Genomic DNA, 21,398 nt, shown 5'->3' on the forward strand with positions numbered 1-21,398 from the left:
GGCAGTTCGATATGACGGCGATCGATCCCGCGCTCCGCACGACCAAGACGACCTGTCCCTATTGCGGCGTCGGCTGCGGCGTGTTGGCGACGCCGGACGGCAAGGGCGGCGCGGCTATCGCGGGCGACCCCGAGCATCCCGCCAATTTCGGCCGGCTGTGCTCGAAGGGCTCGGCGCTGGGCGAGACCGTCGGCCTCGAAAGCCGTCTGCTCTATCCGATGATCCGCTGCAAGGGCGTGCTCGAGCGCGTCGCCTGGAGCGATGCGCTCGATCACGTCGCCCACCGCATGCAGCACATCGTGGCGCGCGACGGCACCGACGCAGTCGCGTTCTATCTCTCCGGCCAATTGCTTACCGAGGACTATTACGTCGCCAACAAGCTGATGAAGGGCTTTGTGGGCACCGCCAATGTCGACACCAATTCGCGGCTGTGCATGTCGTCCTCGGTCGCCGGTCATCGCCGCGCCTTCGGCGCCGACACTGTGCCCGGCTGCTACGAGGATCTCGACCAGGCTGACCTGCTGGTCTTCGTCGGATCGAATGCGGCCTGGTGCCATCCCGTGCTGTTCCAGCGCATGCTGAAGAACCGGCAGGAGCGTGGTGCGCGGATGATCGTGATCGATCCGCGCCGCACCGACACCGCTGATGACGTCGATCTGTTCCTCGGCCTCAAGCCCGGAACCGACACCGCGCTGTTTTCCGGCTTGTTCATCCATCTCGCCGACAACGGCGCGCTGGATCAGAACTACATCGCGAACAACACCTCGGGTTTCGACGATGCGCTGGCTCGCGCGCGCAACATTGCTGGCAGCGTCACTGCGACCGCGCTGGCCACGGGCCTCTCCGAACAGGATGTTGCGGCCTTCTTTCAGATGTTCCGCGACACGCCGCGCGTCGTCACGCTCTATTCGCAGGGCGTCAACCAGTCGGCGCAGGGCACCGACAAGGTCAACGCGATCCTGAACTGCCATCTTGCGACGGGACGCATTGGCAAGCCGGGCGCTTCGCCGTTCTCGCTCACCGGCCAGCCCAACGCCATGGGCGGCCGCGAGGTCGGCGGCCTCGCCAATATGCTTGCCGCCCATATGGGCTTCACGCCGCCCGACATCGATCGTGTCAGACGGTTCTGGAAGGCGCCGCGCATCGCCACCCATGAAGGATTGAAGGCAGTGCAATTGTTCGAGGCGATCGACTGCGGCGAGGTCAAGGCGCTTTGGGTGATGGGCACCAATCCCGCGGTGTCGCTGCCCGATGCCGACTTCGTGCGCGAGGCGCTGAAGAAGCTCGAGCTGTTCGTGGTCTCCGAGAACGTGCTTTCCAACGACACGGTTGAGGCGGGTCCGCATGTGCTGTTGCCGGCGCTCGCCTGGGGCGAGAAGTCGGGCACGGTGACCAACTCCGAACGCCGCATCTCGCGCCAGCGCTCGTTCCTGCCGGCGCCCGGCGAGGCGCGCCCCGATTGGTGGATCCTGAGCGAGACCGCAAAACGTCTCGGCTTCGGCGACAGCTTCAACTACAAATCGGCCGCCGAGATTTTTCGCGAGCACGCGGCGCTCTCGGCCTTCGAGAACGACGGCAGCCGTGATTTCGACATCGGCGCCCTGACCTCGCTGTCGGACGACGCTTTCGATGCCCTCAAGCCGGTGCAGTGGCCGGCGCGCCAAGGCGAGGCGCCCGGCGCGCGCTTCTTCGCGAATGGCGGCTTCTTCACCAATGACGGCAAGGGCCGCTTCGTCGCGCCGGAAGTGCCGGCGTTGCGCAGCGAGACCGGCGCCTCGCGTCCCCTGAGGCTCAATACCGGACGCATCCGCGACCAGTGGCACACCATGACGCGCACGGGCCTCAGCCAGCGGCTCGGCGCGCATCTGCCCGAGCCGTTTGTCGAGATCCACCCGGACGACGCCAGCAAATACGGCATCGTCGATGACGGCTATGCCCGCGTCAGCACTGATTACGGCCAGTGCATTCTGAAGGTCGCTGTCACAGAACGCCAGCAGCGCGGCACGCTGTTTGTTCCGATCCACTGGAGCGCGATGAATGCCTCGCATGGCCGCGTCGGGGCGTTGGTGCAGCCGTTCACGGATCCGTTCTCCGGACAGCCCGAGTCCAAGGCGACCCCAGTCGCGATCGCGCCTTACGAATACGTCTTTCGCGGCTTTGCGCTGTCGCGACAGCAGCTCGATCTGCCGCCGAACCTGTTGTGGACCCGCGTCACGGTCCCCGGCGGTTTCGGCTATCTGTTCGCCGACAATGCGGATCTATCGCGCTGGCCGGCCTGGCTCGACGGCGTCGCCGGCGAGGACGTTGCCGAATATCGCGATTTCGGCGGCGGCATCTATCGCGCAGCCTCGTTCGCGGGCGATCGCATCGAGGCCTGCCTGTTCGTCGGCCCCGGGCATGATGCCGGCGATTGGGAAGTGGTCAGAAATGCCTTTGCCTCCGATCACGTCACCGACGAGCAGCGCCGCATGCTGCTGGCAGGCAAGTCGACGGAGGGCGCGGCCTCGACCGGGCCGATCGTCTGCGCCTGCTTCGGCGTCGGCCGCGGCACCATCTGCGACACCATCGCCGCCGGGGCGCGCACCGCGGCCGAGATTGGCGGCAAGCTCAAGGCCGGCACCAATTGCGGCTCCTGCATCCCCGAGCTGAAGCGGTTGATTGCAACGACGGAAGTGCCGGCGAAGCAGGGCAAGCTTGCGGGGGCGGCGGGGTAGCGGCGCGCTGCTCCCATCTCATCGCGCGCGGAACAGAACTGTCGCCACCGTCTTCTGTAACAACATCTCCCTGTGGTAATGGCTTTCGCCAGGACGACATAGGCAGCGGAGATGAGGATTGCAGATGAAATTAAACTCGTTCGGCACGACCGGCGCCAACGTCTCCGTCATCGGACAGGGCACCTGGTATCTCGACCGTGGCGACCGCAACCGCACCATTGCCGCGCTTCAGCGCGGGCTCGATCTCGGCATGACCCACATCGACACCGCCGAGATGTATGGCGATGCCGAGCTCGTCATTGCGGAGGCGATTGCGGGCCGTCGCGATGAAGTGTTCCTCGTCTCAAAAGTGCTGCCGAGCAACGCCTCGCGCCGCGGCACGATCACGGCGTGTGAGCGTTCGCTGAAACGGCTGAAGACCGATCGGCTCGACTGCTATCTGTTGCACTGGCGCGGCTCCTATTCGCTCGAGGACACCGTCGCCGCGTTCGAAGAGCTGGTGAAGACCGGCAAGATCAAGTCCTGGGGCGTCTCCAATTTCGACGCCGGGGATCTTGACGAAATACTCGAGGTTGCGGGCGAGGGGCGGATCGCATGCAATCAGGTGCTCTATCATCTCAAGGAACGCGCGATCGAGCATGCCGTGATTCCCTGGTGTGAGCGGCATGGTGTCGCCGTGGTCGCCTATTCGCCGTTTGGTCATGACGATTTCCCGGACGCGCGCAGCAAGGGTGGTGCCGTGCTCGGGCGCATTGCGGAGGCGCGTGGCGTGACGCCGCGTCAGGTCGCACTAAGCTTCCTCACCCGTGCAACTACGGTGTTCGCGATTCCGAAAGCCTCGTCCGCGGAACATGCCGGCGAAAATGCGGCTGCCGGCGATCTCGTGCTGACGAAAGACGAGATTGCGGCGCTCGATGCGGCGTTTCCGCGCGGGCCGAAGCCGCGCAGCCTGCCCATGTTGTAATGCACAAACGCTCATTATTAATGGAGTATTGACGCGCGCGGGCGTCAGCGCATATCGGCATCCTGTTTTCGGAAGTTGCGGGCGCGGCGCATTTGTCGTTTTTTACGAGCGTTCTCGATTCGCATTTTCCCGGGTTCCAGCCGTGACACCGCCGCCCGCCGCAGCCGCAAGGCTCGACAATATTCCCATGCCCGTGCCGGAGAAGAAGCAGGAAGTTCGCCGCGCGCCCGCGCGCGTCGATCATCCCTTCAAAGGCATTGCGCTGGTGTTGCTGTCGACGGTGTTTCTCGGCACATCCGACGTCACCGCGAAATATCTCTCGACCAGCCTGCCGTCGATCGAGATCACCTGGATCCGCTTCGTCACCTTCGCGCTGATGTTCACGCCGGTGATGCTGCCGGGCTCGCCGCTGCATGCGATGCGCACCGAGCGCCTCGGCTTGCAATTGATGCGCGGCGCCGCGCTGCTCGGCTCCTCCCTGTTCTTCATCACCGGTCTCCGCTTCCTCCCCATTGCGGAAGCCTCCGCCACCGGCTTCGTCTCACCGCTGTTCGTCACCGCGCTGTCGATCATCTTCCTGAGCGAGAAGGTCGGATTGCGCCGCTGGATCGCCACCGCGATCGGCCTGACCGGCGTGATGATCATCCTGCGCCCGGGCTCCAGCGCATTTCATGCCGCGGCGTTCTTCCCGATCATCTCGGCGTTCTGCTGGGCTGCCGCGCTGATCCTGACGCGCATGATGAGCGGTCGCGAGGCGGTTCTCACCACCATGGCTTACTCGGCGCTGACGGGCGTTGCGATCCTTTCCGTGATGGTGCCGTTCGTCTGGGTCACGCCGAGCTGGACCGCGATCGGGCTTGGCATCGTGATCGGAGTTGCCTCTACCGTCGGCCAGTGGATCATCGTGCTGGCCTATCGCTATGGCGATGCCTCGGTGCTGGCGCCGTTCTCCTACACCCAGCTGCTCTGGGTCAGCATTCTGGGCTTCTTCATCTTCGGTGAGGTGCCTGACCTCTGGACCATCGTGGGCGCGGCCTTCATCGTCGCGAGCGGCCTTTACATCGCCCATCGCGAGCGGGTGCGCCGCGCCCAACTCCTGGTGCTGGAAGAGCGCTCCCCGAACCCCTGAGGCAAGATCGCGCGTCGCGCGTCGTGGTACCAATGGCTCCAACACCACGGGAGGAGCCGGATGCGCGCTGCGATTTTCAGGAACGGTGAGATTGTTGTCGACCGGATGGCGGAGCCGACGCCGGGTCCCGGCCAGGTTCTGGTCAAGACGCTCGCCTGCGGCATTTGCGGGTCCGATCTGCACGCACGCCAGCACGCCCATCGCATGGTGGAGATGGCGCGGAAGACCGGCCGCAAGCCGATGGATCTCAGCCGCGACGTCGTGTTCGGTCATGAGTTCTGCTGCGAGATCGTCGACTACGGACCGGGCACCGAACGCAAGCTTAGGCCGGGGACGCGGGTCTGCTCGCTGCCGGCCCTGGTGACGCCGCAGGGCATTGAGGGCATCGGCTATTCCAACGACAATATCGGCGGCTATGCCGAGGCGATGCTGCTCAGCGAGCCGCTGCTGCTCGAAGTGCCAAACGGCCTTGCGCCGGAACATGCTGCGCTGACCGAGCCGCTCGCCGTCGGCGTCCATGCCGTCGCAAAAGCCAATATCCGTGGCGGCGAGGTGCCGCTGTCGGCGTGCCCGGCCTGTTACAGCAGGTGTTCGAAGGCGCGCCGCGCGATGCGCGCGTTGTCGTGGTCGGCGTCTGCATGGAAACCGACAAAAGCGAGCCGATGCTAGGCATCATGAAGGAGCTCAACGTCCAGTACGTGCTCGGCTACACCCCGGACGAGTTCGCAGCGTCGCTGCGTCTCATCGCGGAAGGGCAGGTGGATGCGGCGGCGATGGTGACCGCGGAGGTCGGTATAGACGGCGTCGCAAAAGCGTTCGCCGATCTTGCCAATCCCGAGGCGCACACCAAGATCATCGTGCAGCCGTGGCGGTGATACGCTACACCGGCAGCGCAATCGAATACTTCACTTGGCTCAGCGCAAAGCTCGATTCGATCGAAGCGATGCCGTCGAGCCGGGTCAGCTTGGTCTTCAGGAACGTCTCGTAGGAGGCGAGGTCGGCGGCCACCACGCGCAGCAGATAGTCGCGATTGCCGGTCATCAGATAGCATTCCAGCACCTCGTCCCATTTCGAGATCGCGCGGGCGAAGCGGTTGAGGTCTTCCTCCTTCTGCCGCGCCAGCTTGATCGAGATGAAGACGCTGACGTGTAGCCCCAGCGCCTTCTGGTCGACGGTCGCAACGTAGCGCGAGATGACGCCGCGTTCCTCCAGAAGCTTGACGCGGCGGTGGCAGGGCGAGACCGAGAGCCCGACCTTGTCGGCAAGCTCCTGCATGGTCATGCGGCTGTCGGTCTGGAGCAGCGCGAGGATTTTTCGATCGATGGTGTCGAGCTCGGGCATTGGGATCAAACCTGTATATTTGGCCTTCCGTTGGTAAAGTATCCCAAGACAAGCGGGTATGGCGCGAAAAATTGAGAAGTCTGGCGCGGCCGGCAGGCGTATCATCGGCCGACCTGTTTCCGGGAGCATTGCCATGCCCGTTGATTCCGCCCGCCTCGACATCCTGACCGCCCTTAGCCGCAAAGCGCTGTGGCTCTCGTCTTGGACCATCCACCACGCCAACCACATCCGCCCGAGCGGGGACGGCCTCAAGGTCGGCGGCCACCAAGCCTCATCCGCCTCGCTCGCCACCATCATGTCGGCCCTGTATTTCAGCGTGCTGAGACCTGAGGATCGCGTCGCAGTGAAGCCGCATGCGAGCCCGGTGTTCCATGCCATCCAATATCTGTTCGGCCGGCAGACCCGCGAGAAGCTGGAGAATTTTCGCGGCTTCAAGGGCGCGCAGTCCTATCCCTCACGCACCAAGGATGTCGACGACGTCGATTTCTCCACCGGCTCGGTCGGCCTCGGCGTCGCGCAGACGCTGTTCGCCTCGCTGGTGCAGGATTACGTTAAGGCGCATGGCTGGATGAAGGATCGCCGCGAAGGGCGGATGATTGCGCTGGTCGGCGATGCCGAGATGGACGAGGGCAACATCTTCGAAGCCCTTGCAGAAGGCTGGAAGCACGGCCTGCGCAACACCTGGTGGGTGGTCGACTATAACAGGCAGTCGCTCGATGCCGTCGTGCGCGAAGGGCTCTGGGAAAAGTTCGAGACCATGTTCCGCAATTTCGGCTGGGACGTGGTGATCGTGAAATATGGCCGGCTAATGCGCGAGGCCTTTGCCGAGCCGGGTGGCGAGGCGTTGAAGCGCTGGATCGATAATTGTCCGAACGCGCTCTATGCAGCGCTGTGTTTTCAGGGCGGCGCGGCGTTCCGCAAGCATCTGCACGATGAGATCGGCGACCAGGGCCCGATCACCAAGCTGATTGACAAGCGCAGCGACGACGAGCTCTTGGCGCTGATGTCGAATCTCGGCGGCCACGACATGGCGAGCATGCTGGAGGCGTTCGAGTCCATCGACCACGATCACCCGGTCTGCTTCATCGCCTACACCATCAAGGGCGTCGGCCTGCCGTTCCAGGGTCACAAGGACAACCACGCGGGGCTGATGACGGTCGCGCAGATGGAGAAGTTTCGCGACAGCCAGAACATCCGGCCCGGGCATGAATGGGACAAGTTCGAGGGGCTCGCGCAAGACCCGGCCGAACTCGAAGCTTTTCTGGCGCGGGTGCCGTTCAACCAGGATGGCCGTCGCTTGAGCGCACCCGTGGTCGAGGTGCCTCAGCAGCTCGCGTTCAAGCCGTCACCGCAGATGTCGACCCAGCAGGGCTTTGGTCTCGTGCTGAACGAGATCGCGCGCAGCGACAGCGAGCTCGCGAAGCGCATCGTCACGACCTCGCCTGACGTGACCGTCTCGACCAATCTTGGCCCCTGGGTCAATCGCCGCGGCCTGTTCGCCCGCGCGGAGAAGGCGGACTTATTCCGCAGCGAGAAAATTCCTTCGACCTATAATTGGGATGCTTCCCCCAAGGGGCAGCATCTCGAGCTCGGCATCGCCGAGATGAACCTGTTCATCATGCTCTCGGCGCTCGGCCTGTCGCATCAGATCAACGGCGAGCGGCTGCTGCCGGTCGGCACGCTCTACGATCCCTTCATCGAGCGCGGTCTCGATGCGCTGAACTATGCCTGTTATCAGGATGCGCGCTTCATGGTGGCGGCAACGCCATCGGGCATCACGCTTGCGCCCGAAGGGGGCGCACACCAGTCGATCGCAACGCCGTTGATTGGGATGGCGCAGGATGGGCTCGCCTCATTCGAGCCGGCCTTCGTCGACGAGCTCGCGGTCATCATGGCTTTCGGTTTTGAGCACATGCAGCGCGAGGCCGGCGAGGGCGGCTCGATCTATTTGCGGCTGTCGACGCGCAGCATCGAGCAGGCGCAGCGCATCATGACTCCGGAGCTGAGGCAGGGCATCACCGAGGGCGCCTATTGGCTGCGCAAACCGGGGCCGAATGCCGAAGTCGTGATCGCCTATACCGGCGCAGTCGCGCCGGAAGCGATCGAGGCGACCGGCTTCATCGGCGAGAGTCGCCGCGATGTAGGCCTGCTCGCGATCACCTCGGCCGACCGTCTCCACGCTGGCTGGACCGCCGCGCGAAGATTGCGGCGCGACCGCCGCGGCGTGCAGCATCTCAGCCACATCGAGAAACTGCTGGCGCCGTTGCCGCGCGACTGCGGCATCGTGACCGTGATCGACGGCCATCCCGCCGCGCTCGGCTGGCTCGGCAGCGTCCGCGGCCACCGCGTCGAGGCACTCGGCGTCGAGCAGTTCGGTCAGACCGGCACGATCGCCGACCTCTACCGGCACCACGGCATCGATGCCAACGCCATCATCGATGCGGCCGAAAGCCTCACCACCGGCGCACCGGTGCTGCACCGGAAGATGGCGGTATAGTTGAGTTGACTCCGCTGTCATTCCGGGGCGCACGTTAGCGCGAACCTCAGGTGCGCAATTGCGCACCGGGGAATCTCGAGATTCCGGGTTCGGCTCTTCGAGCCGCCCCGGAATGGACGATCGAGAGAACCTTGCCACGTTCCCACCGCCGGCTCATATAGCCTCAGTCCGCCGCAACGCTGGCCCCGCATATGGCGGGTTCAATTGCCGGCGCTTTCGTGCAAGGATGCCTGCCGAAACGCCCCCTCCAAGCCCCCAAGAAGAGGTTAACGATGGTCAATCGCATGCAATTCTATATCGACGGCGCCTGGGTCGATCCCGCCGTCAAGAAGTCCACCGCCGTGGTCAATCCGGCGACGGAAGAGGCGATGTACGAGGTTGCGCTGGGCTCCAAGGCCGACGTCGACAAGGCCGTTGCCGCCGCCAAGCGCGCCTTTGTAACGTTCTCCCAAACCAGCCGCGAGGAGCGCGTCGCGCTGCTCACGAAAATCATTGAGATCTACAAGGGCCGCCTCAAGGAGATCGGCGCCGCCGTCTCTGACGAGATGGGCGCGCCGCTGCCGATGGCAGAGAAGCTCCAGGCCGGCGCCGGCCTCGGCCATCTCATGACCACGCTCGACGTGCTCAAGAACTACCATTTCGAGGAGCCGGTCGGCACCGCCATGGTGCTGCGCGAGCCGATCGGCGTGGTCGGCATGATCACGCCCTGGAACTGGCCGCTGAACCAGATCGCCTGCAAGGTTGCGCCTGCGCTCGCCGCCGGCTGCACCATGATCCTGAAGCCGTCGGAGTTCACACCGACCTCGGCGCTGATCTTCGCGGAGATCCTGCATGAAGCGGGCGTGCCGAAGGGTGTGTTCAATCTCGTCAACGGCCTCGGCCCCGAGGTCGGCGCCGCCATGAGCGAGCACCCCGATATCGACATGATCTCGTTCACCGGCTCGACCCGCGCCGGCATCGACGTGGCGAAACGCGCAGCTCCGACCGTCAAGCGCGTCAGCCAGGAGCTCGGCGGCAAGTCGCCGAACGTCATCCTCGAAGGCGCCGACCTGCAGAAGGCGGTGACCGGCGGCGTGATGCATATGTTCAACAACTCCGGCCAGTCCTGCAACGCGCCCTCGCGCATGATCGTGCCGCTGTCGAAGATGAAGGAAGTCGCCGCGATCGCGAAGGCTGTCGCCGACAAGACCAAGGCAGGCGATCCCCGCGCCGAAGGCACCACCATCGGTCCGGTCGTCAACCGCGGCCAGTGGGACAAGATCCAGGCGCTGATCAAGAAGGGCATCGACGAGGGCGCGACGCTCGTTGCCGGCGGCCCGGGCCTGCCCGAAGGCGTCAACAAGGGCTTCTATGTCCGCCCGACCATCTTCGCCGACGTCACCAGCGACATGACGATCGCCCGTGAGGAAATCTTCGGACCGGTGCTGACCATCATCGGCGCCAAGGACGAGGCGGATGCGGTGAAGATCGCCAACGACACGCCATATGGTCTTGCCGGCTACGTCTCGGGCGCGACCGTCGAGGACGCCAAGCGGGTGGCGCGTCAGATCCGCGCCGGCAACGTCAACCTTCAGGGCGTGCCGAACGACCGCACCGCGCCGTTCGGCGGCTACAAGCAGTCCGGCAACGGCCGTGAGTGGGGCAAGTACGGCCTGGAAGACTTCCTCGAAGTGAAGGCCGTCGCCGGCTTCAACGCGGCGTAACCTTTATCGTCTGAACCAAATTTGACGCCGGAGCGGGAAACCGCTCCGGCGTATTTCGTTTCCGTCATTGGGAGGAGCCCTTGCGACGAAGCAATCCAGGCCGTCTCCGGGGAAACAGTCTGGATTGCTTCGCGGAGCCTGTCATCGGGCCGCGCTGCGCGCGGACCCGTTGGCTCGCAATGACGACCGGAGCACCTATCCCCCGAGCGCACCTTGCGTGTTCACGTACAACGCGTAGATCGACTGGCTCGCCGCCATGAACAGGCGGTTGCGCTTGACGCCGCCGAAGCAGAGATTGGCGCAGCGCTCGGGCAGCGCGATGCGGCCGATCATGACGCCGTCAGGCGCGAACACGACCACGCCGTCGAGCTCGGGATCCCCCATGCCCCAACCGCACCAGAGATTGCCGTCGATGTCGCAGCGCATGCCGTCCGGCGTGCCGGGACCTGCATCGATGTGGACGCGCTTGTTGGCGACCGTGGTGCCGTCCGCCGCGACGTCATAGGCGAGAATCTTTCGATTCGGCACGCCGCGCGATTCCACGACGTACAGAATCTTCTCGTCCGGCGAGAAGCACAGCCCGTTCGGTCCGAGCACGCCTTCTGCGACGATGGTCGCCTTGCCGCTCGCAGGATCGAGCCGGTAGACGTTCGGTTCGATCTCGGGCTCGGCCTTGTAGCCCTCGTAATTACCGAGCAGGCCGAAGGTCGGATCGGTGAACCAGATCGAGCCGTCGGACTTCACCACGACGTCGTTCGGCGAGTTCAGCCGCTTGCCATTGAACGAATCCATCAGCACGGTGATGGTGCCGTCATATTCGGTGCGGGTCACACGGCGGCCGCCATGCTCGCAGGTGACGAGCCGGCCCTGGCGATCCCTGGTGTTGCCATTGGCGAAATTCGAGGGTTTCCGGAACACGCTGACGGTGCCGGTTTCCTCCTCCCATTTGATGATGCGCTGGTTCGGGATGTCGCTGCACAAGAGGTAGCGCCCGTCGCCGAACCACACCGGCCCCTCGGCCCAGCGCAGGCCGGTCGCCAGCCGCTCCACCGCCGAAAGTTTTAGCCAGTATTTTTCGAAGCGGGGATCGAGTGCACGTATTGCCGGATCGGGGTAATAGGTCGCCGGCCGCCAGCCTTGTGTGTGGGACGATGCATCGTTCATGTGCAGGTCTCGTTGTTGCGTTCCCTCTGTGCAAGTCTGCTAGCATCAGATATCTACGGCCGCAAATCGGTCGCTACATACGAGGAACGACATGCCGCGCATTTTGATGACGGGAGCTTCGGGCGGGATTGGTACGCGGCTGCGGAAATTGCTGCCGCCGATCTACCCGGACCTGCTGCTCAGTGACATCCGCAAGCCTGCCGATCTCGGCCCGAATGAGCAGTTCAAGGCCGCCGACCTCTCCGACATTTCGCAGGTCGAGGCGATCTGCGAGGGCGTCGACGGCATCATCCATTTCGGCGGCTATTCGGTCGAAGGCCCCTGGGACGGCATCCTGCAGGCCAACATCATCGGTTGCTACAATCTGTTCGAGGCCGCGTACCGCAAGGGCGTCAAGCGCGTGGTGTTTGCCTCGTCGAACCATGCCGTAGGCTTCTATCCGCGCCACCACAAGATCGGTACCGACGTCACCCCGCGCCCCGACGGCCGCTATGGCGTCAGCAAGGTGTTCGGCGAGGCCGTCGGCGCGCTCTACGCCGACAAGCACGGGCTGAAGGTGACTTGCCTGCGCATAGGCAATTTCGGCGACATGCCGCTCGACCATCGCCGGCTCGCGATCTGGCTCAAGCCCGACGACCTCGTGCAGCTCTGCCAGATCGGGCTCGAGCATCCCGACATCCATTTCGAGATCTTCTACGGCGTGTCCCTGAACGAGCGCGCCTGGTGGGACAACCACCGCGCCTACGAGTTCGGCTATCGCCCCACTGGCCGCTCTGAGGATCATGTGGCGCACGCAATGGCCGAGCAGGCCAAGCTCAAGCCGGATCCGATCGGTGATCACTATCAAGGCGGCGCCTTCTGCAGCAACGAGTTTGACGGCGACGCGAGCCGGATCATCGACTGGAATAAGCGGTAGACGGGTTTCCCATGCCTGACATTTGCTGCAGTCGGACCAAGCGCCCGGCTGCGGCTCAAGGCGGGCAATTGTAGCCGATCAACGCATGTCCGCGAGCGCCGCGGGCAAATCGTTCGTGACGTGCTCGAACAAGGCGGAGCCCGTGTGATCGCATGAGCTGGCCCACGTCATTTTGCAACCCGCGCTTCCTGTTTCTTGGTCACGTGCCAGAGCACCACATGGTAATGCGGCACATCCACGCCGGGGTGACCCGCGTTGAAGTAGAGGCTGACATGATCAACCGGTGCCGCGGACCCCGCCCCGTCCAATGACTTGCGATCTTCGATGTCCTTGTTCGGGACCATGTACACGGTCGCCACCAAGCGATCCCTGCGATCGAAGCACAGGAACGGCCCCAGCGGTAAAGCGTCGGGCTTGACGAAGATGATGCCGAGGCCCGGAAAGAACTTCGGGAAATTCACGAGATCGCTGACCCGCTTGTATCCGTTTTTTTCGGCGACCTTCCGCTGATTTGGCGGCCGACGAACGACTTCGTGCTTCTCTTCGTGCTTCCTATCCGCCTTGCTGCTTCGGTGAGGGGCTGTCCTGGTTTGCTCGGTCGTGTCGGCCGGCGGCGCGGTGGTCGGTGCGAACGTCTGCGGCGCTGGCGGAAAGAAGGGAGCAAATTGCGCTGCAGGATGCCTCACGTCGGCGATCAAGGCGAGCAACGCAGCCAAGGCTGTGCTCACAAGCGCGTTGCGCATCGACACCTCCCGAAATTTGCCTGCCAAATTTTGCTCACTTATCCGGATTGCGTTCTCGCCAGCGCAGGAAATCCCGGAACAATTCTTCGCGGTCTGGCGGATTGGCGGTTGGCTTTCCCTCGAGGAACCGGCCGAACGCCTTGCGAAGCGCGGCCTCGCCGCCGGATTGCTGCTGGAGCCAGCGCTCTGCCGGTCGGAATCGTTGCCATCCAGGGAGGAGCGCGGCCAGGTTGACCTCGCGCCATTTGGGGTGATGTGCGTCGCCGAGAAATTCAGGAAAACGCGTGAACAGTGTCTGGACGAACAATTCCAGCAGCCGAAACCGTTCGCTGCGTGGCGGCCAGTTGTAGGCGAACAGAGCGGATTTGATCGCGATCGTGTCCACAGCTGCATTGACCCCGATGAGATCTGGGTAATCCTCGTGGCGAAGCGTCGATGGCAGATAGTTTTGCTGCAGCAGCTCGTTGGAATAGGGGATGGGCAAGAAGTGAATGCCCTTGGCCTGCCCGGCCCATGCGAGGAAGCTGACTGGTTTTCCTGAGACCAGCAGGGCGGCCGAGATGTCTCCCTTCCGCATCCCCTCCAGCGCGGCGTCCGGCCCCAGGTTGGATTCGCTGATCTTGACGCCCAGACGGTTCAGCACCTCGCGGCCAAGCACGGCGCCCGCACTGCCGTCCTCGCCAAGATTGACCCTCTTCCCCGCAAGATCCGTCAGGCTTGCGATCTCCGGCCGTGCGAGGAGATGGAACTCTTCGACATGGAGCGAGGCAATGTAGGCAAGCTTATCGGAGATGTCTCCGAACGTCTTTGCCTCTCGGAGCCGGTCGACCAGGATAACAGGTGCGATCGCCACGTCGGCACCTGCCAGAGTGAGCACGTCGAGGATGCTGCGGGTGCCGCCGTTTCCCACGATTGGCACGACCCGCAAAGCGACTTCGCCATGCGGACCCGTCTCCTGGCCACTGGCCAGTGTGGTCGCAATGTCCTGAGCTATTGCGAATTCAGTGCATTGCGGCGTACCGGTGACGAAGCCCACCGTAAATGGGTCCGCAGGTCGTCTCGTTTCTTTCCGGGGGGCGCTTTCTTTTCGCGGAGACGCTTTCCCGGATTCACTCGGAGACGCGGAAGGTTGCCGTTGTGCGAGGGACTCCTGGACCTGTCCGCCGAGCCAGGCCGCTGCAATCAGTGCGAAGAACAAACCGGCCCGCATCGCTCCGCAGACCCTTATGTTCAAACCTGTGCGGTAGCCAGCCCTCCCTTGGGCTGACATGTTCCGATCGATCGTCACCCGGCTACGCGCGCGCATGAATCTCGCTCGAGCCTTCCAACGCGCCCCGGCTAGCGGCGTTCCTTTTTGGACGTATACGGCTCGTTCGTGGCAGGTACTTGCTCACCTAGAGTCCGGCCCCATCATCGGCGATGCGCTTGAGGTAATCTTTCTTGCTGAACTGCATGTGATCCACGCAGAGTTGCGCGAGCGCCCAACTGTCGCGGCCCTTGAGCAGCTCGATCATCAGTTCGTGCTGGCGCCGCGATTGTGCGAGGCCCTCGCGATCGGCGAGGTTCTTCGCGCGCATCGGCAGCGTCAGGTTCATGTAGTCCTGGAGCGAGCGCACCAGATAGGGATTGCCGCAGGCCGAGAACAGCGCAAGGTGGAAGGCGTCGTTGGCCTCGTGAATGCCGCGCAGATCCTGCGCGTCGGCCCTTGCGCAGTATTGCCGTTGCAACGCGGAGAGTTCGTCGATCAGGCCTTGCGGCGCGGGCAGGGGGATCATCAGCGCAGCCTGCCGCGTCAGCATCTCCCGCACCTCGTAGATCTGATGGACTTCCTCGGCCGAGTAGAACCGTACGGTGGCGCCGACATTCTTCTCACGACGGATGATGCCGCGCCGCTCCGCATCCAGCAGCGCTTGGCGCACGAAGTGCCGCGAGGTGCCGTAGCGCGACATCAGCGCGTCCTCGGTAAGGCGCGCGCCCGGTGCAAGGCGGCCGAAGATGATGTCCTCTTCCAGGCGCGCGACGACGTCGTCCGGATCGTCGCGCCGGACCGGAATTGCCTCAGGAGTGCGAATGTCGGACATGCCCTTAGCCTCCCGGCGGTCGGCCGGTTCGTCCTGTGGAGCAGGGGAGGCTTGGATTGTCAATAATCTGCACAGCAAGAGACGCCAAAGCCCAGAAAGTGCGACAATATTGGCCAATCTTATTGACAATCGTGGGCGAGAATGTACCACGATGGCAACTCGGAAGGAGTGGCATGATGACGAGTGGCCTGCGCAAGGGTTTGACGAGCTATGGCGATGCCGGCTTCTCGCTGTTCCTGCGCAAGGCGTTCATCAAGGCCATGGGCTATTCCGACGATGCGCTGGAGCGCCCGATCGTCGGCATCACCAACACTTATAGCGACTACAATCCCTGCCACGGCAACGTCCCGCAGATCATCGAAGCCGCCAAGCGCGGCGTGATGCTGTCCGGCGCGATGCCGTTCGTATTCCCGACCATCTCGATCGCCGAGAGCTTTGCCCATCCGACCTCGATGTACTTGCGAAATCTCATGGCGATGGACACCGAGGAGATGATCCGCGCCCAGCCGATGGATGCGGTGATCGTGATCGGCGGCTGCGACAAGACTCTTCCTGCGCAGGTGATGGCGGCGATCAGCGCCGATCTGCCAACCGTGGTCATCCCCGTGGGGCCCATGGTGGTCGGCCATCACAAGGGGGAAGTGCTGGGCGCCTGCACCGATTGCCGCAGGTTGTGGGCAAAATACCGCGCCGGCGACATGGGCGATGCCGAGATCGAAGCAGTCAACGGCCGCCTCGCGCCGTCCGTCGGCACCTGCATGGTGATGGGCACGGCCTCGACCATGGCCTGCATGATCGAAGCCATGGGCCTGTCGCTGCCGATGAGCGCGACGATCCCGGCGCCGCACGCCGAACGTTTCCGTCTTGCGGAGGCCAGCGGCAAAGTCGCCGCCGAGATGGCAAAGACGAAGGGGCCGAAGCCGAGCGAGTTGCTGACGCCGGCCTCGTTCCGGAACGCGCAGGTCGTGCTTCAGGCGATTGGCGGCTCGACCAATGGCCTGATCCATCTGACCGCGATGGCGCATCGCTCGCCGTACCGGCTCGATCTCGAAGTGTTCGACCAGATCGGCCGCGAGGTGCCGGTGCTGGTCGATCTCAAGCCGTCCGGCGAACATTACATGGAGCATTTCCATCACGCCGGTGGCGTGCCGAAACTGCTGGCGCAGCTCGGTGATCTCGTCGATCTCGATGCCGGGACGATCAGCGGCCAGACGCTACGCGACGTCGTGGCGAATGCGGAGCACGTGCCGGGCCAGGACGCGATTCGTTCGCGCGACAATCCGATCAAGAAGGAGGGCGGTCTTGCCGTCCTGCACGGCAATCTCGCGCCGCGCGGTGCGGTCATCAAGCAATCGGCCGCCAGTCCAAAGCTGTTGCAGCACACCGGGCGCGCGGTGGTTTTCGAATCCGTCGAGGACATGACCCTGCGGGTCGACGATCCCGACCTCGATGTCACGGCTGACGACGTGCTGGTGCTGCGCAATGCCGGCCCGAAGGGCGCGCCGGGCATGCCCGAGGCGGGCTATCTGCCGATCCCGAAGAAGCTCGCGCGGACCGGCACCAAGGACATGGTGCGCATTTCGGACGCACGCATGAGCGGCACCGCGTTCGGCACCATCGTGCTGCACATCACGCCGGAATCTTCTGTCGGCGGGCCACTCGCGCTGGTGCAGAACGGCGACATGATCCGCCTCGATGTGGCCAAGCGCAGCATTGAGCTGTTGGTCGATGCCGCCGAACTCGAGCGGCGCCGCGCCGCGTTGAAGCCGGCCGCAGCGCCGGAAGAGGCCCGGCGCGGCTACGCTTGGTTGTTCAATGAGACCATCATGCAGGCCGACGAGGGCTGCGACTTCGATTTCATGCAGAGGACTGGACCAAAGACTGAGAAGGAGTGAGGGACCAGCCCCACGGCAGCTACTTGCCCTTGCTGGTGAACTTCTTCACGGCGGCGCGGAACTCCTCCGTGTTCATCGCCATGATGATCTTGTGCTCCTCGGCATCCAACTGCTGCTTCACCGGCGTGGTCGCGGCCTGGTAGACGAGCGATTTGGTGCCGGTGATCGCCGCCGGCGGGTTTTGCGCGAGACGCTCGGCGAGTTTTTGCGTGGCTGCTTTCAGATCAGCGGCGGGAACGATCTTGGCAACCAGGCCCCACTCGTAAGCCTGCTGCGCGGTAAAATTATCCTCGGACAGGAAGATTTGTAGCGCGCGGCGGGAGCCGACCGTGCCGACGATGCCGACCGTGGAGCCGCCGTCCGGCGACACGCCGATCTTGGCATAGGCCGGCGTGAACTTGGCGTCGTCGGCGGCAATACAGAGATCGGTGACGAAGGCGAGCCCCATGCCGGCGCCGGCGGCAGAGCCGTGGACGCTGGACAGCGAGATCTTGGGCATGCGGCGGATGATCTCGATGAAGGCGTGATAGTGCTTCAAGAGCTCGCCGACCACGGGCGCCACCGTGCCTGCTTCGGCGGCTGCCCCGATCGTCTGAAGATCGCCGCCGGCCGAGAAGGCGCGGCCTTCGCCTTCGAGGACAACGACCTTGATGTCGTCCGCGCCTTCGATATAGGCCGCGAGCTGCTCGAGCTTCTGCGCGATCGCCAGGTTGATGGAGTTGAACGCGGCAGGGCGGTTGAGCGTGATGGTCGCGATCGGGCCTTCGATCCGCAGCAGGGCGGGATCATCGGGCTGGGAGATAGGAGCTGGCATCTGAGAATCCCCGGCAAAAGGTTCGTTGCTGCAACTAAATCGCAGAAGGCGAGGGGTGACAATCCCCGCCCGCCGCTCTTGCGCTGGGCGGAACGATAGGCTCAAATGGGCCCGCCTTCGCCAAGGAACGGACACGAGCGCCGGCTCCTCGTCAGGCCAGCAAACCAAAATCAGCGAGAGAGGAGACGACATGGGTCACGCTCGTGTCTTGCGGAAGTGGGCTGTCCAATGACGGATGGTCCGGTGATCATCGTCGGGGCCGGCCATGGCGGCTATCAGGTCGCGGCATCCCTGCGCCAGGCGGGCTTTTCGCAGCGCATCTGCCTGATCAATGACGAGGCGCATCTGCCCTATCAGCGGCCGCCGCTGTCAAAAGCCTACATCAAGGGCTCGGCCGGGCCGGAGAGCCTGATGTTCCGGCCGGAGAAGTTTTACCAGGACCAGAAGATCGAGCTGATCGCCGGCCGCGCCGTCTCGATCGACCGCGCCGACCGCAAGCTGCATCTGGCCTCGGGCGAGACGCTGCCTTACGGTCACCTCGTGCTGGCCACGGGCGCGCGCAACCGCCTGCTCGACCTGCCCAACGCCAATCTGCCCGACGTGAAATACTTGCGCATCCTCGACGACAGCGAGGCACTGCGCCAGGTCATCCCGTCGAAGGCACGCGTCGTGGTCATCGGCGCCGGCTTCATCGGCCTCGAATTCGCGTCCACCGCGCGGATCAAGGGCCTCGAGGTCGACGTGCTCGAGCTCGCCCCGCGCGTGATGGCGCGCGCGGTGACGGCGGAGGTCTCCGAATATTTTCAGGCGCGGCATCGCGGGGCCGGCATCCGCATCCATCTCGGCGTACAGGCCACTTCCATCGAAGCCGAAGGCGGCAAGGTCACCGGCGTCTCCTTGAGCGACGGACGGCATCTGCCCGCCGATCTCGTCGTGGTCGGCGTCGGCGTGCTGCCGAACATCGAGCTCGCGGCTGAAGCGGGCCTTCCCGTTGCCGCCGGCATCGTCGTCGACGAATATCTTGCGACGGCTGATCCCGATATTTCGGCGATCGGCGACTGCGCGCTGTTCGCAAGCCCGCGCTTCGGCGGTTCGCTGCGGCTGGAATCGGTGCAGAACGCCACCGATCACGCCCGCTGCCTCGCGGCGCGGCTGACCGGCGACAGCAAGCCCTATGACAGCCATCCCTGGTTCTGGAGCGACCAGGGCGAGGACAAGCTCCAGATCGCCGGCCTCACCACCGGTTACGATCGCGTCGTGCTGCGCGGCAACCCCGCGAGCAAGGCGTTTTCGGCGTTCTGCTACAAGGGCGAGACGCTGCTGGGCATCGAGTCGATCAACCGCGCCGGCGACCACATGTTCGGGCGCCGATTGCAGGCCATGGACCGCTCGATCACACCGGAGCAGGCTGCGGACGAGAGTTTTGACCTGAAGAGCGCACTGGCGTGATCAGCTTGCGTCGATCACGGCAGCCACTTCCTTTGCCGTCGGCATCGACGGCCCCGCGCCCATCCGCTGCACGCTGATCGAAGCGGCCGCGTTGGCAAACGTGAGCGCGTCGCGCAGTGTCGCGCCGTCAGCCAGTTGCGCCGCGAGCGCGCCGACGAAGCAATCGCCGGCGCCGGTAGTGTCGACCGCCTTCACCGTGCGCCCCTGCACCGAAATTTCCTCGCGCCCCGCCAGCGCGAGCACGCCGCGCTTGCCGAGCGTGACGCAGATGGTCTGGTCCCGCCGCGCCTGAAGTTGTCGCGCGACGTCGATGATCCGCGCGGCCTCGTTGCCGTCGGAGAGCTCGGTCCCGGCGAGCAAGCCGAGCTCGGTCTCGTTCAGCACGAGGATATCGACCAGCGCGAGCAGCTCGCCGGGCATGGTTTGCGCCGGTGCCGGGTTGAGCAGCGTCGTGGCTCCGGCGGCGCGTGCCCGCTGGAAGAACGCGGCAATCGCCGGCAGCGGAATTTCGAACTGGCTGACCGCAACGTCGCCCTCCAGCAGCGGCACGACGCTGACGTCATCAGCGTCGACCAATGCATTGGCGCCGGGGATGACGACGATGGTATTGTCAGCCTCCGCCACCGTGATGATGGCCGTACCGGTGTGCGCGTCAGCCGTCTGCTGCACGTAGCCGAGATCGATGCCCTGACTGCGAAGGAAAGCCTTCAGCTCGGTCCCAAACGAATCCTTTCCCAGCCGCCCGATCAGCGTGGTCCTGGCGCCAAGCCGCGACGCGGCGACCGCCTGGTTCGCGCCCTTGCCACCCGGAAAATACAGCACCTGCTTGCCAGCAACGGTCTCGCCGACGCGTGGATGGCGGTCGGCTGTTGCCACCACATCCATGTTGATGCTGCCCGCGACGAAGACGCGACCCATGACACACCCTTCGAACGCTAGACCCTGACCTCGAATTCGTGCCTGACCTTGGCGATGTCGACGAGCGTCGGCAGGCCGGCCTCGTTGCCGAGGCGCTGGATCTTGAAGGTGGAGGCGGCGCGGGCGAAATCAAAATGCTCGCGCCAGCTTTTGCCGGGATGGGCGAGGTAGGAATAGACATAGGCGCCGTGGAAGACGTCGCCGGCGCCATTGGTGTCGATCACGCGCTCGCGCGGGATCGGCATCGCCGGCATCACCTGCACCGTCCCGGTCTCGTCGTACCAGAAGAGGCCCTTCTCGCCCATGGTGACGCCGCCGATCTTGCAGCCGCGGCTCTTGAGGTAATCGAGCATCTTCTCCGGCGTCAGGTCCATCTGCTCGCACAGCCGCTCGGCGACGATGGCGACGTCGATGAACTCCAAGAGCTCATGCGTGTTGGTGCGCAGGCCGCCGCCGTCGAGCGAGGTCAGGATGCCGGCCTCGCGGCAGACTTTTGCGTAGTGGATCGCGGCATCCGGCTGATGGCCGTCGACATGCAGCGCGCGGCAGCCGCCGAGATTGAGCATCGGAAACGGATGGATGTGCTCGTCGTCGCGGCAGCGGACGATGGCACGCTTGCCGTCCTTGGGCATGATGAAGGAGAGCGAGGACTGGTTCACCTTCCGCCCGTGCAGCGAGATTGCGTATTTCGCGCACATGTCCTGGAACATGCGCCCCAGCCAGTCATTGGCGACGGTTGCGATGAGATCGGGCACGATGCCGAGCTTGGCGCAGCAGAACGCCGCCGTCACCGCGTTGCCGCCGAACGAAACCGCGTAGTCCGAAGCTACGTGCTTCTCGTCGCCGGTCGGCATGTGGTCGGTGATGAAGACGACGTCGATATAGGTCTGTCCGATGAAGAGAGCCTGCATTGCTTGTCCGTGATGCGCTTGTGGTCCCGGCCGGCGCGTTTACTCTAGCACCGGTTCCGCTCCGGAGGGACGCTGAAATTATTCGCAAATCTGCCGCCCGGAGCGCTTGAGGTCAGCATGGTGCCGGAATACGACCATGACAGGCCAATGCCAAGCCCG

The 21,398-nt window shown here is 64.3% G+C and carries 18 protein-coding genes; 10 read left to right on the forward strand and 8 right to left on the reverse strand.

The annotated features are described in order from the left end of the window. Positions 1-11 precede the first annotated feature (11 nt). The 5 genes from IVA78_RS24290 (at position 12) to IVA78_RS24310 (ending at position 5,682) form a co-directional block, all read left to right on the forward strand. Positions 12-2,714, forward strand: coding sequence for a nitrate reductase (locus tag IVA78_RS24290; RefSeq protein ID WP_247279299.1), 2,703 nt, complete (start codon positions 12-14; stop codon positions 2,712-2,714). A gap of 124 nt (positions 2,715-2,838) precedes the next feature. Further along, positions 2,839-3,678, forward strand: coding sequence for an aldo/keto reductase (locus tag IVA78_RS24295; protein WP_247279338.1), 840 nt, complete (start codon positions 2,839-2,841; stop codon positions 3,676-3,678). 187 nt (positions 3,679-3,865) lie between these two features. Further along, a complete protein-coding gene (locus IVA78_RS24300) occupies positions 3,866-4,807 on the forward strand; it encodes a DMT family transporter (RefSeq protein ID WP_247279339.1) in 942 nt (313 codons plus the stop codon). 60 nt (positions 4,808-4,867) lie between these two features. Next, complete coding sequence (locus IVA78_RS24305; protein WP_247468275.1) at positions 4,868-5,476, forward strand: alcohol dehydrogenase catalytic domain-containing protein; 609 nt, start codon at positions 4,868-4,870, stop codon at positions 5,474-5,476. Continuing rightward, positions 5,446-5,682, forward strand: a complete 237-nt coding sequence (locus IVA78_RS24310) for a hypothetical protein (protein ID WP_247468278.1) — start codon at positions 5,446-5,448, stop codon at positions 5,680-5,682. Before IVA78_RS24305 ends, IVA78_RS24310 begins: the two co-directional genes overlap by 31 nt. Before the next feature lie 4 nt (positions 5,683-5,686). Here IVA78_RS24310 and IVA78_RS24315 read toward each other — a convergent pair whose 3' ends face one another. Continuing rightward, positions 5,687-6,148: an Lrp/AsnC family transcriptional regulator gene (locus IVA78_RS24315; protein ID WP_247279301.1), complete on the reverse strand. Its 462-nt coding sequence runs from the start codon at positions 6,146-6,148 to the stop codon at positions 5,687-5,689. A 133-nt stretch (positions 6,149-6,281) separates the two neighbouring features. On the opposite strand from IVA78_RS24315, the gene IVA78_RS24320 reads away from it, so the two are divergent. Together IVA78_RS24320 and IVA78_RS24325 are read left to right on the forward strand one after the other, a co-directional pair. Then, the gene (locus IVA78_RS24320) at positions 6,282-8,645 is read left to right on the forward strand and encodes a transketolase (protein ID WP_247279302.1); all 2,364 of its coding nucleotides are present in this window, start codon (positions 6,282-6,284) and stop codon (positions 8,643-8,645) included. Between the two features lie 272 nt (positions 8,646-8,917). Beyond that, positions 8,918-10,348 (forward strand): aldehyde dehydrogenase family protein, encoded by a 1,431-nt coding sequence (locus tag IVA78_RS24325; protein WP_247279303.1) that lies wholly within the window; start codon positions 8,918-8,920, stop codon positions 10,346-10,348. A gap of 195 nt (positions 10,349-10,543) precedes the next feature. Here IVA78_RS24325 and IVA78_RS24330 read toward each other — a convergent pair whose 3' ends face one another. Further along, a complete protein-coding gene (locus IVA78_RS24330; RefSeq protein ID WP_247279304.1) occupies positions 10,544-11,512 on the reverse strand; it encodes an SMP-30/gluconolactonase/LRE family protein in 969 nt (322 codons plus the stop codon). Between the two features lie 91 nt (positions 11,513-11,603). On the opposite strand from IVA78_RS24330, the gene IVA78_RS24335 reads away from it, so the two are divergent. After that, positions 11,604-12,428, forward strand: coding sequence for an NAD(P)-dependent oxidoreductase (locus IVA78_RS24335; protein WP_247279305.1), 825 nt, complete (start codon positions 11,604-11,606; stop codon positions 12,426-12,428). A gap of 167 nt (positions 12,429-12,595) precedes the next feature. On the opposite strand, the gene IVA78_RS24340 is transcribed toward IVA78_RS24335, so the two are convergent. The 3 genes from IVA78_RS24340 to IVA78_RS24350 all read right to left on the reverse strand — a co-directional run bounded on the left by IVA78_RS24340 (position 12,596) and on the right by IVA78_RS24350 (position 15,252). Beyond that, a complete protein-coding gene (locus tag IVA78_RS24340; RefSeq protein ID WP_247279306.1) occupies positions 12,596-13,171 on the reverse strand; it encodes a hypothetical protein in 576 nt (191 codons plus the stop codon). Positions 13,172-13,205: 34 nt separating this feature from the next. Then, positions 13,206-14,207: a TAXI family TRAP transporter solute-binding subunit gene (locus IVA78_RS24345; protein ID WP_247279307.1), complete on the reverse strand. Its 1,002-nt coding sequence runs from the start codon at positions 14,205-14,207 to the stop codon at positions 13,206-13,208. 358 nt (positions 14,208-14,565) lie between these two features. Continuing rightward, entirely contained in the window at positions 14,566-15,252 is a 687-nt protein-coding gene (locus IVA78_RS24350) for a GntR family transcriptional regulator (protein ID WP_247279308.1), read from the reverse strand. A 176-nt stretch (positions 15,253-15,428) separates the two neighbouring features. Between IVA78_RS24350 and IVA78_RS24355 the strand changes: the two genes are divergently transcribed. Then, the gene (locus IVA78_RS24355; RefSeq protein ID WP_247279340.1) at positions 15,429-17,147 is read left to right on the forward strand and encodes an IlvD/Edd family dehydratase; all 1,719 of its coding nucleotides are present in this window, start codon (positions 15,429-15,431) and stop codon (positions 17,145-17,147) included. Between the two features lie 19 nt (positions 17,148-17,166). On the opposite strand, the gene IVA78_RS24360 is transcribed toward IVA78_RS24355, so the two are convergent. After that, on the reverse strand, positions 17,167-17,961 hold the full coding sequence (locus IVA78_RS24360) for an enoyl-CoA hydratase/isomerase family protein (protein ID WP_247279309.1): 795 nt from the start codon (positions 17,959-17,961) through the stop codon (positions 17,167-17,169). 228 nt (positions 17,962-18,189) lie between these two features. On the opposite strand from IVA78_RS24360, the gene IVA78_RS24365 reads away from it, so the two are divergent. Beyond that, on the forward strand, positions 18,190-19,410 hold the full coding sequence (locus IVA78_RS24365) for an FAD-dependent oxidoreductase (RefSeq protein ID WP_247279310.1): 1,221 nt from the start codon (positions 18,190-18,192) through the stop codon (positions 19,408-19,410). Here IVA78_RS24365 and rbsK read toward each other — a convergent pair whose 3' ends face one another. Both rbsK and IVA78_RS24375 read right to left on the reverse strand, forming a co-directional pair. Beyond that, a complete protein-coding gene (gene rbsK, locus IVA78_RS24370) occupies positions 19,411-20,328 on the reverse strand; it encodes a ribokinase (RefSeq protein ID WP_247279311.1) in 918 nt (305 codons plus the stop codon). Between the two features lie 17 nt (positions 20,329-20,345). Continuing rightward, entirely contained in the window at positions 20,346-21,239 is an 894-nt protein-coding gene (locus IVA78_RS24375) for a sugar kinase (RefSeq protein WP_247279312.1), read from the reverse strand. Between the last annotated feature and the right edge of the window lie 159 nt (positions 21,240-21,398).

This window comes from Bradyrhizobium sp. 137 (genome assembly GCF_023074095.1).
Classification (GTDB): Bacteria; Pseudomonadota; Alphaproteobacteria; order Rhizobiales; family Xanthobacteraceae; genus Bradyrhizobium.

Coding starts and splice junctions, on each gene's coding strand:
- IVA78_RS24290 (WP_247279299.1), top strand. CDS start 12: ATGACGGCGATCGATCCCGCGCTCCGCACGACCAAGACGACCTGTCCC.
- IVA78_RS24295 (WP_247279338.1), top strand. CDS start 2,839: ATGAAATTAAACTCGTTCGGCACGACCGGCGCCAACGTCTCCGTCATC.
- IVA78_RS24300 (WP_247279339.1), top strand. CDS start 3,866: ATGCCCGTGCCGGAGAAGAAGCAGGAAGTTCGCCGCGCGCCCGCGCGC.
- IVA78_RS24305 (WP_247468275.1), top strand. CDS start 4,868: ATGCGCGCTGCGATTTTCAGGAACGGTGAGATTGTTGTCGACCGGATG.
- IVA78_RS24310 (WP_247468278.1), top strand. CDS start 5,446: ATGGAAACCGACAAAAGCGAGCCGATGCTAGGCATCATGAAGGAGCTC.
- IVA78_RS24315 (WP_247279301.1), bottom strand. CDS start 6,148: ATGCCCGAGCTCGACACCATCGATCGAAAAATCCTCGCGCTGCTCCAG.
- IVA78_RS24320 (WP_247279302.1), top strand. CDS start 6,282: ATGCCCGTTGATTCCGCCCGCCTCGACATCCTGACCGCCCTTAGCCGC.
- IVA78_RS24325 (WP_247279303.1), top strand. CDS start 8,918: ATGGTCAATCGCATGCAATTCTATATCGACGGCGCCTGGGTCGATCCC.
- IVA78_RS24330 (WP_247279304.1), bottom strand. CDS start 11,512: ATGAACGATGCATCGTCCCACACACAAGGCTGGCGGCCGGCGACCTAT.
- IVA78_RS24335 (WP_247279305.1), top strand. CDS start 11,604: ATGCCGCGCATTTTGATGACGGGAGCTTCGGGCGGGATTGGTACGCGG.
- IVA78_RS24340 (WP_247279306.1), bottom strand. CDS start 13,171: ATGCGCAACGCGCTTGTGAGCACAGCCTTGGCTGCGTTGCTCGCCTTG.
- IVA78_RS24350 (WP_247279308.1), bottom strand. CDS start 15,252: ATGTCCGACATTCGCACTCCTGAGGCAATTCCGGTCCGGCGCGACGAT.
- IVA78_RS24355 (WP_247279340.1), top strand. CDS start 15,429: ATGACGAGTGGCCTGCGCAAGGGTTTGACGAGCTATGGCGATGCCGGC.
- IVA78_RS24360 (WP_247279309.1), bottom strand. CDS start 17,961: ATGCCAGCTCCTATCTCCCAGCCCGATGATCCCGCCCTGCTGCGGATC.
- IVA78_RS24365 (WP_247279310.1), top strand. CDS start 18,190: ATGACGGATGGTCCGGTGATCATCGTCGGGGCCGGCCATGGCGGCTAT.
- rbsK (WP_247279311.1), bottom strand. CDS start 20,328: ATGGGTCGCGTCTTCGTCGCGGGCAGCATCAACATGGATGTGGTGGCA.
- IVA78_RS24375 (WP_247279312.1), bottom strand. CDS start 21,239: ATGCAGGCTCTCTTCATCGGACAGACCTATATCGACGTCGTCTTCATC.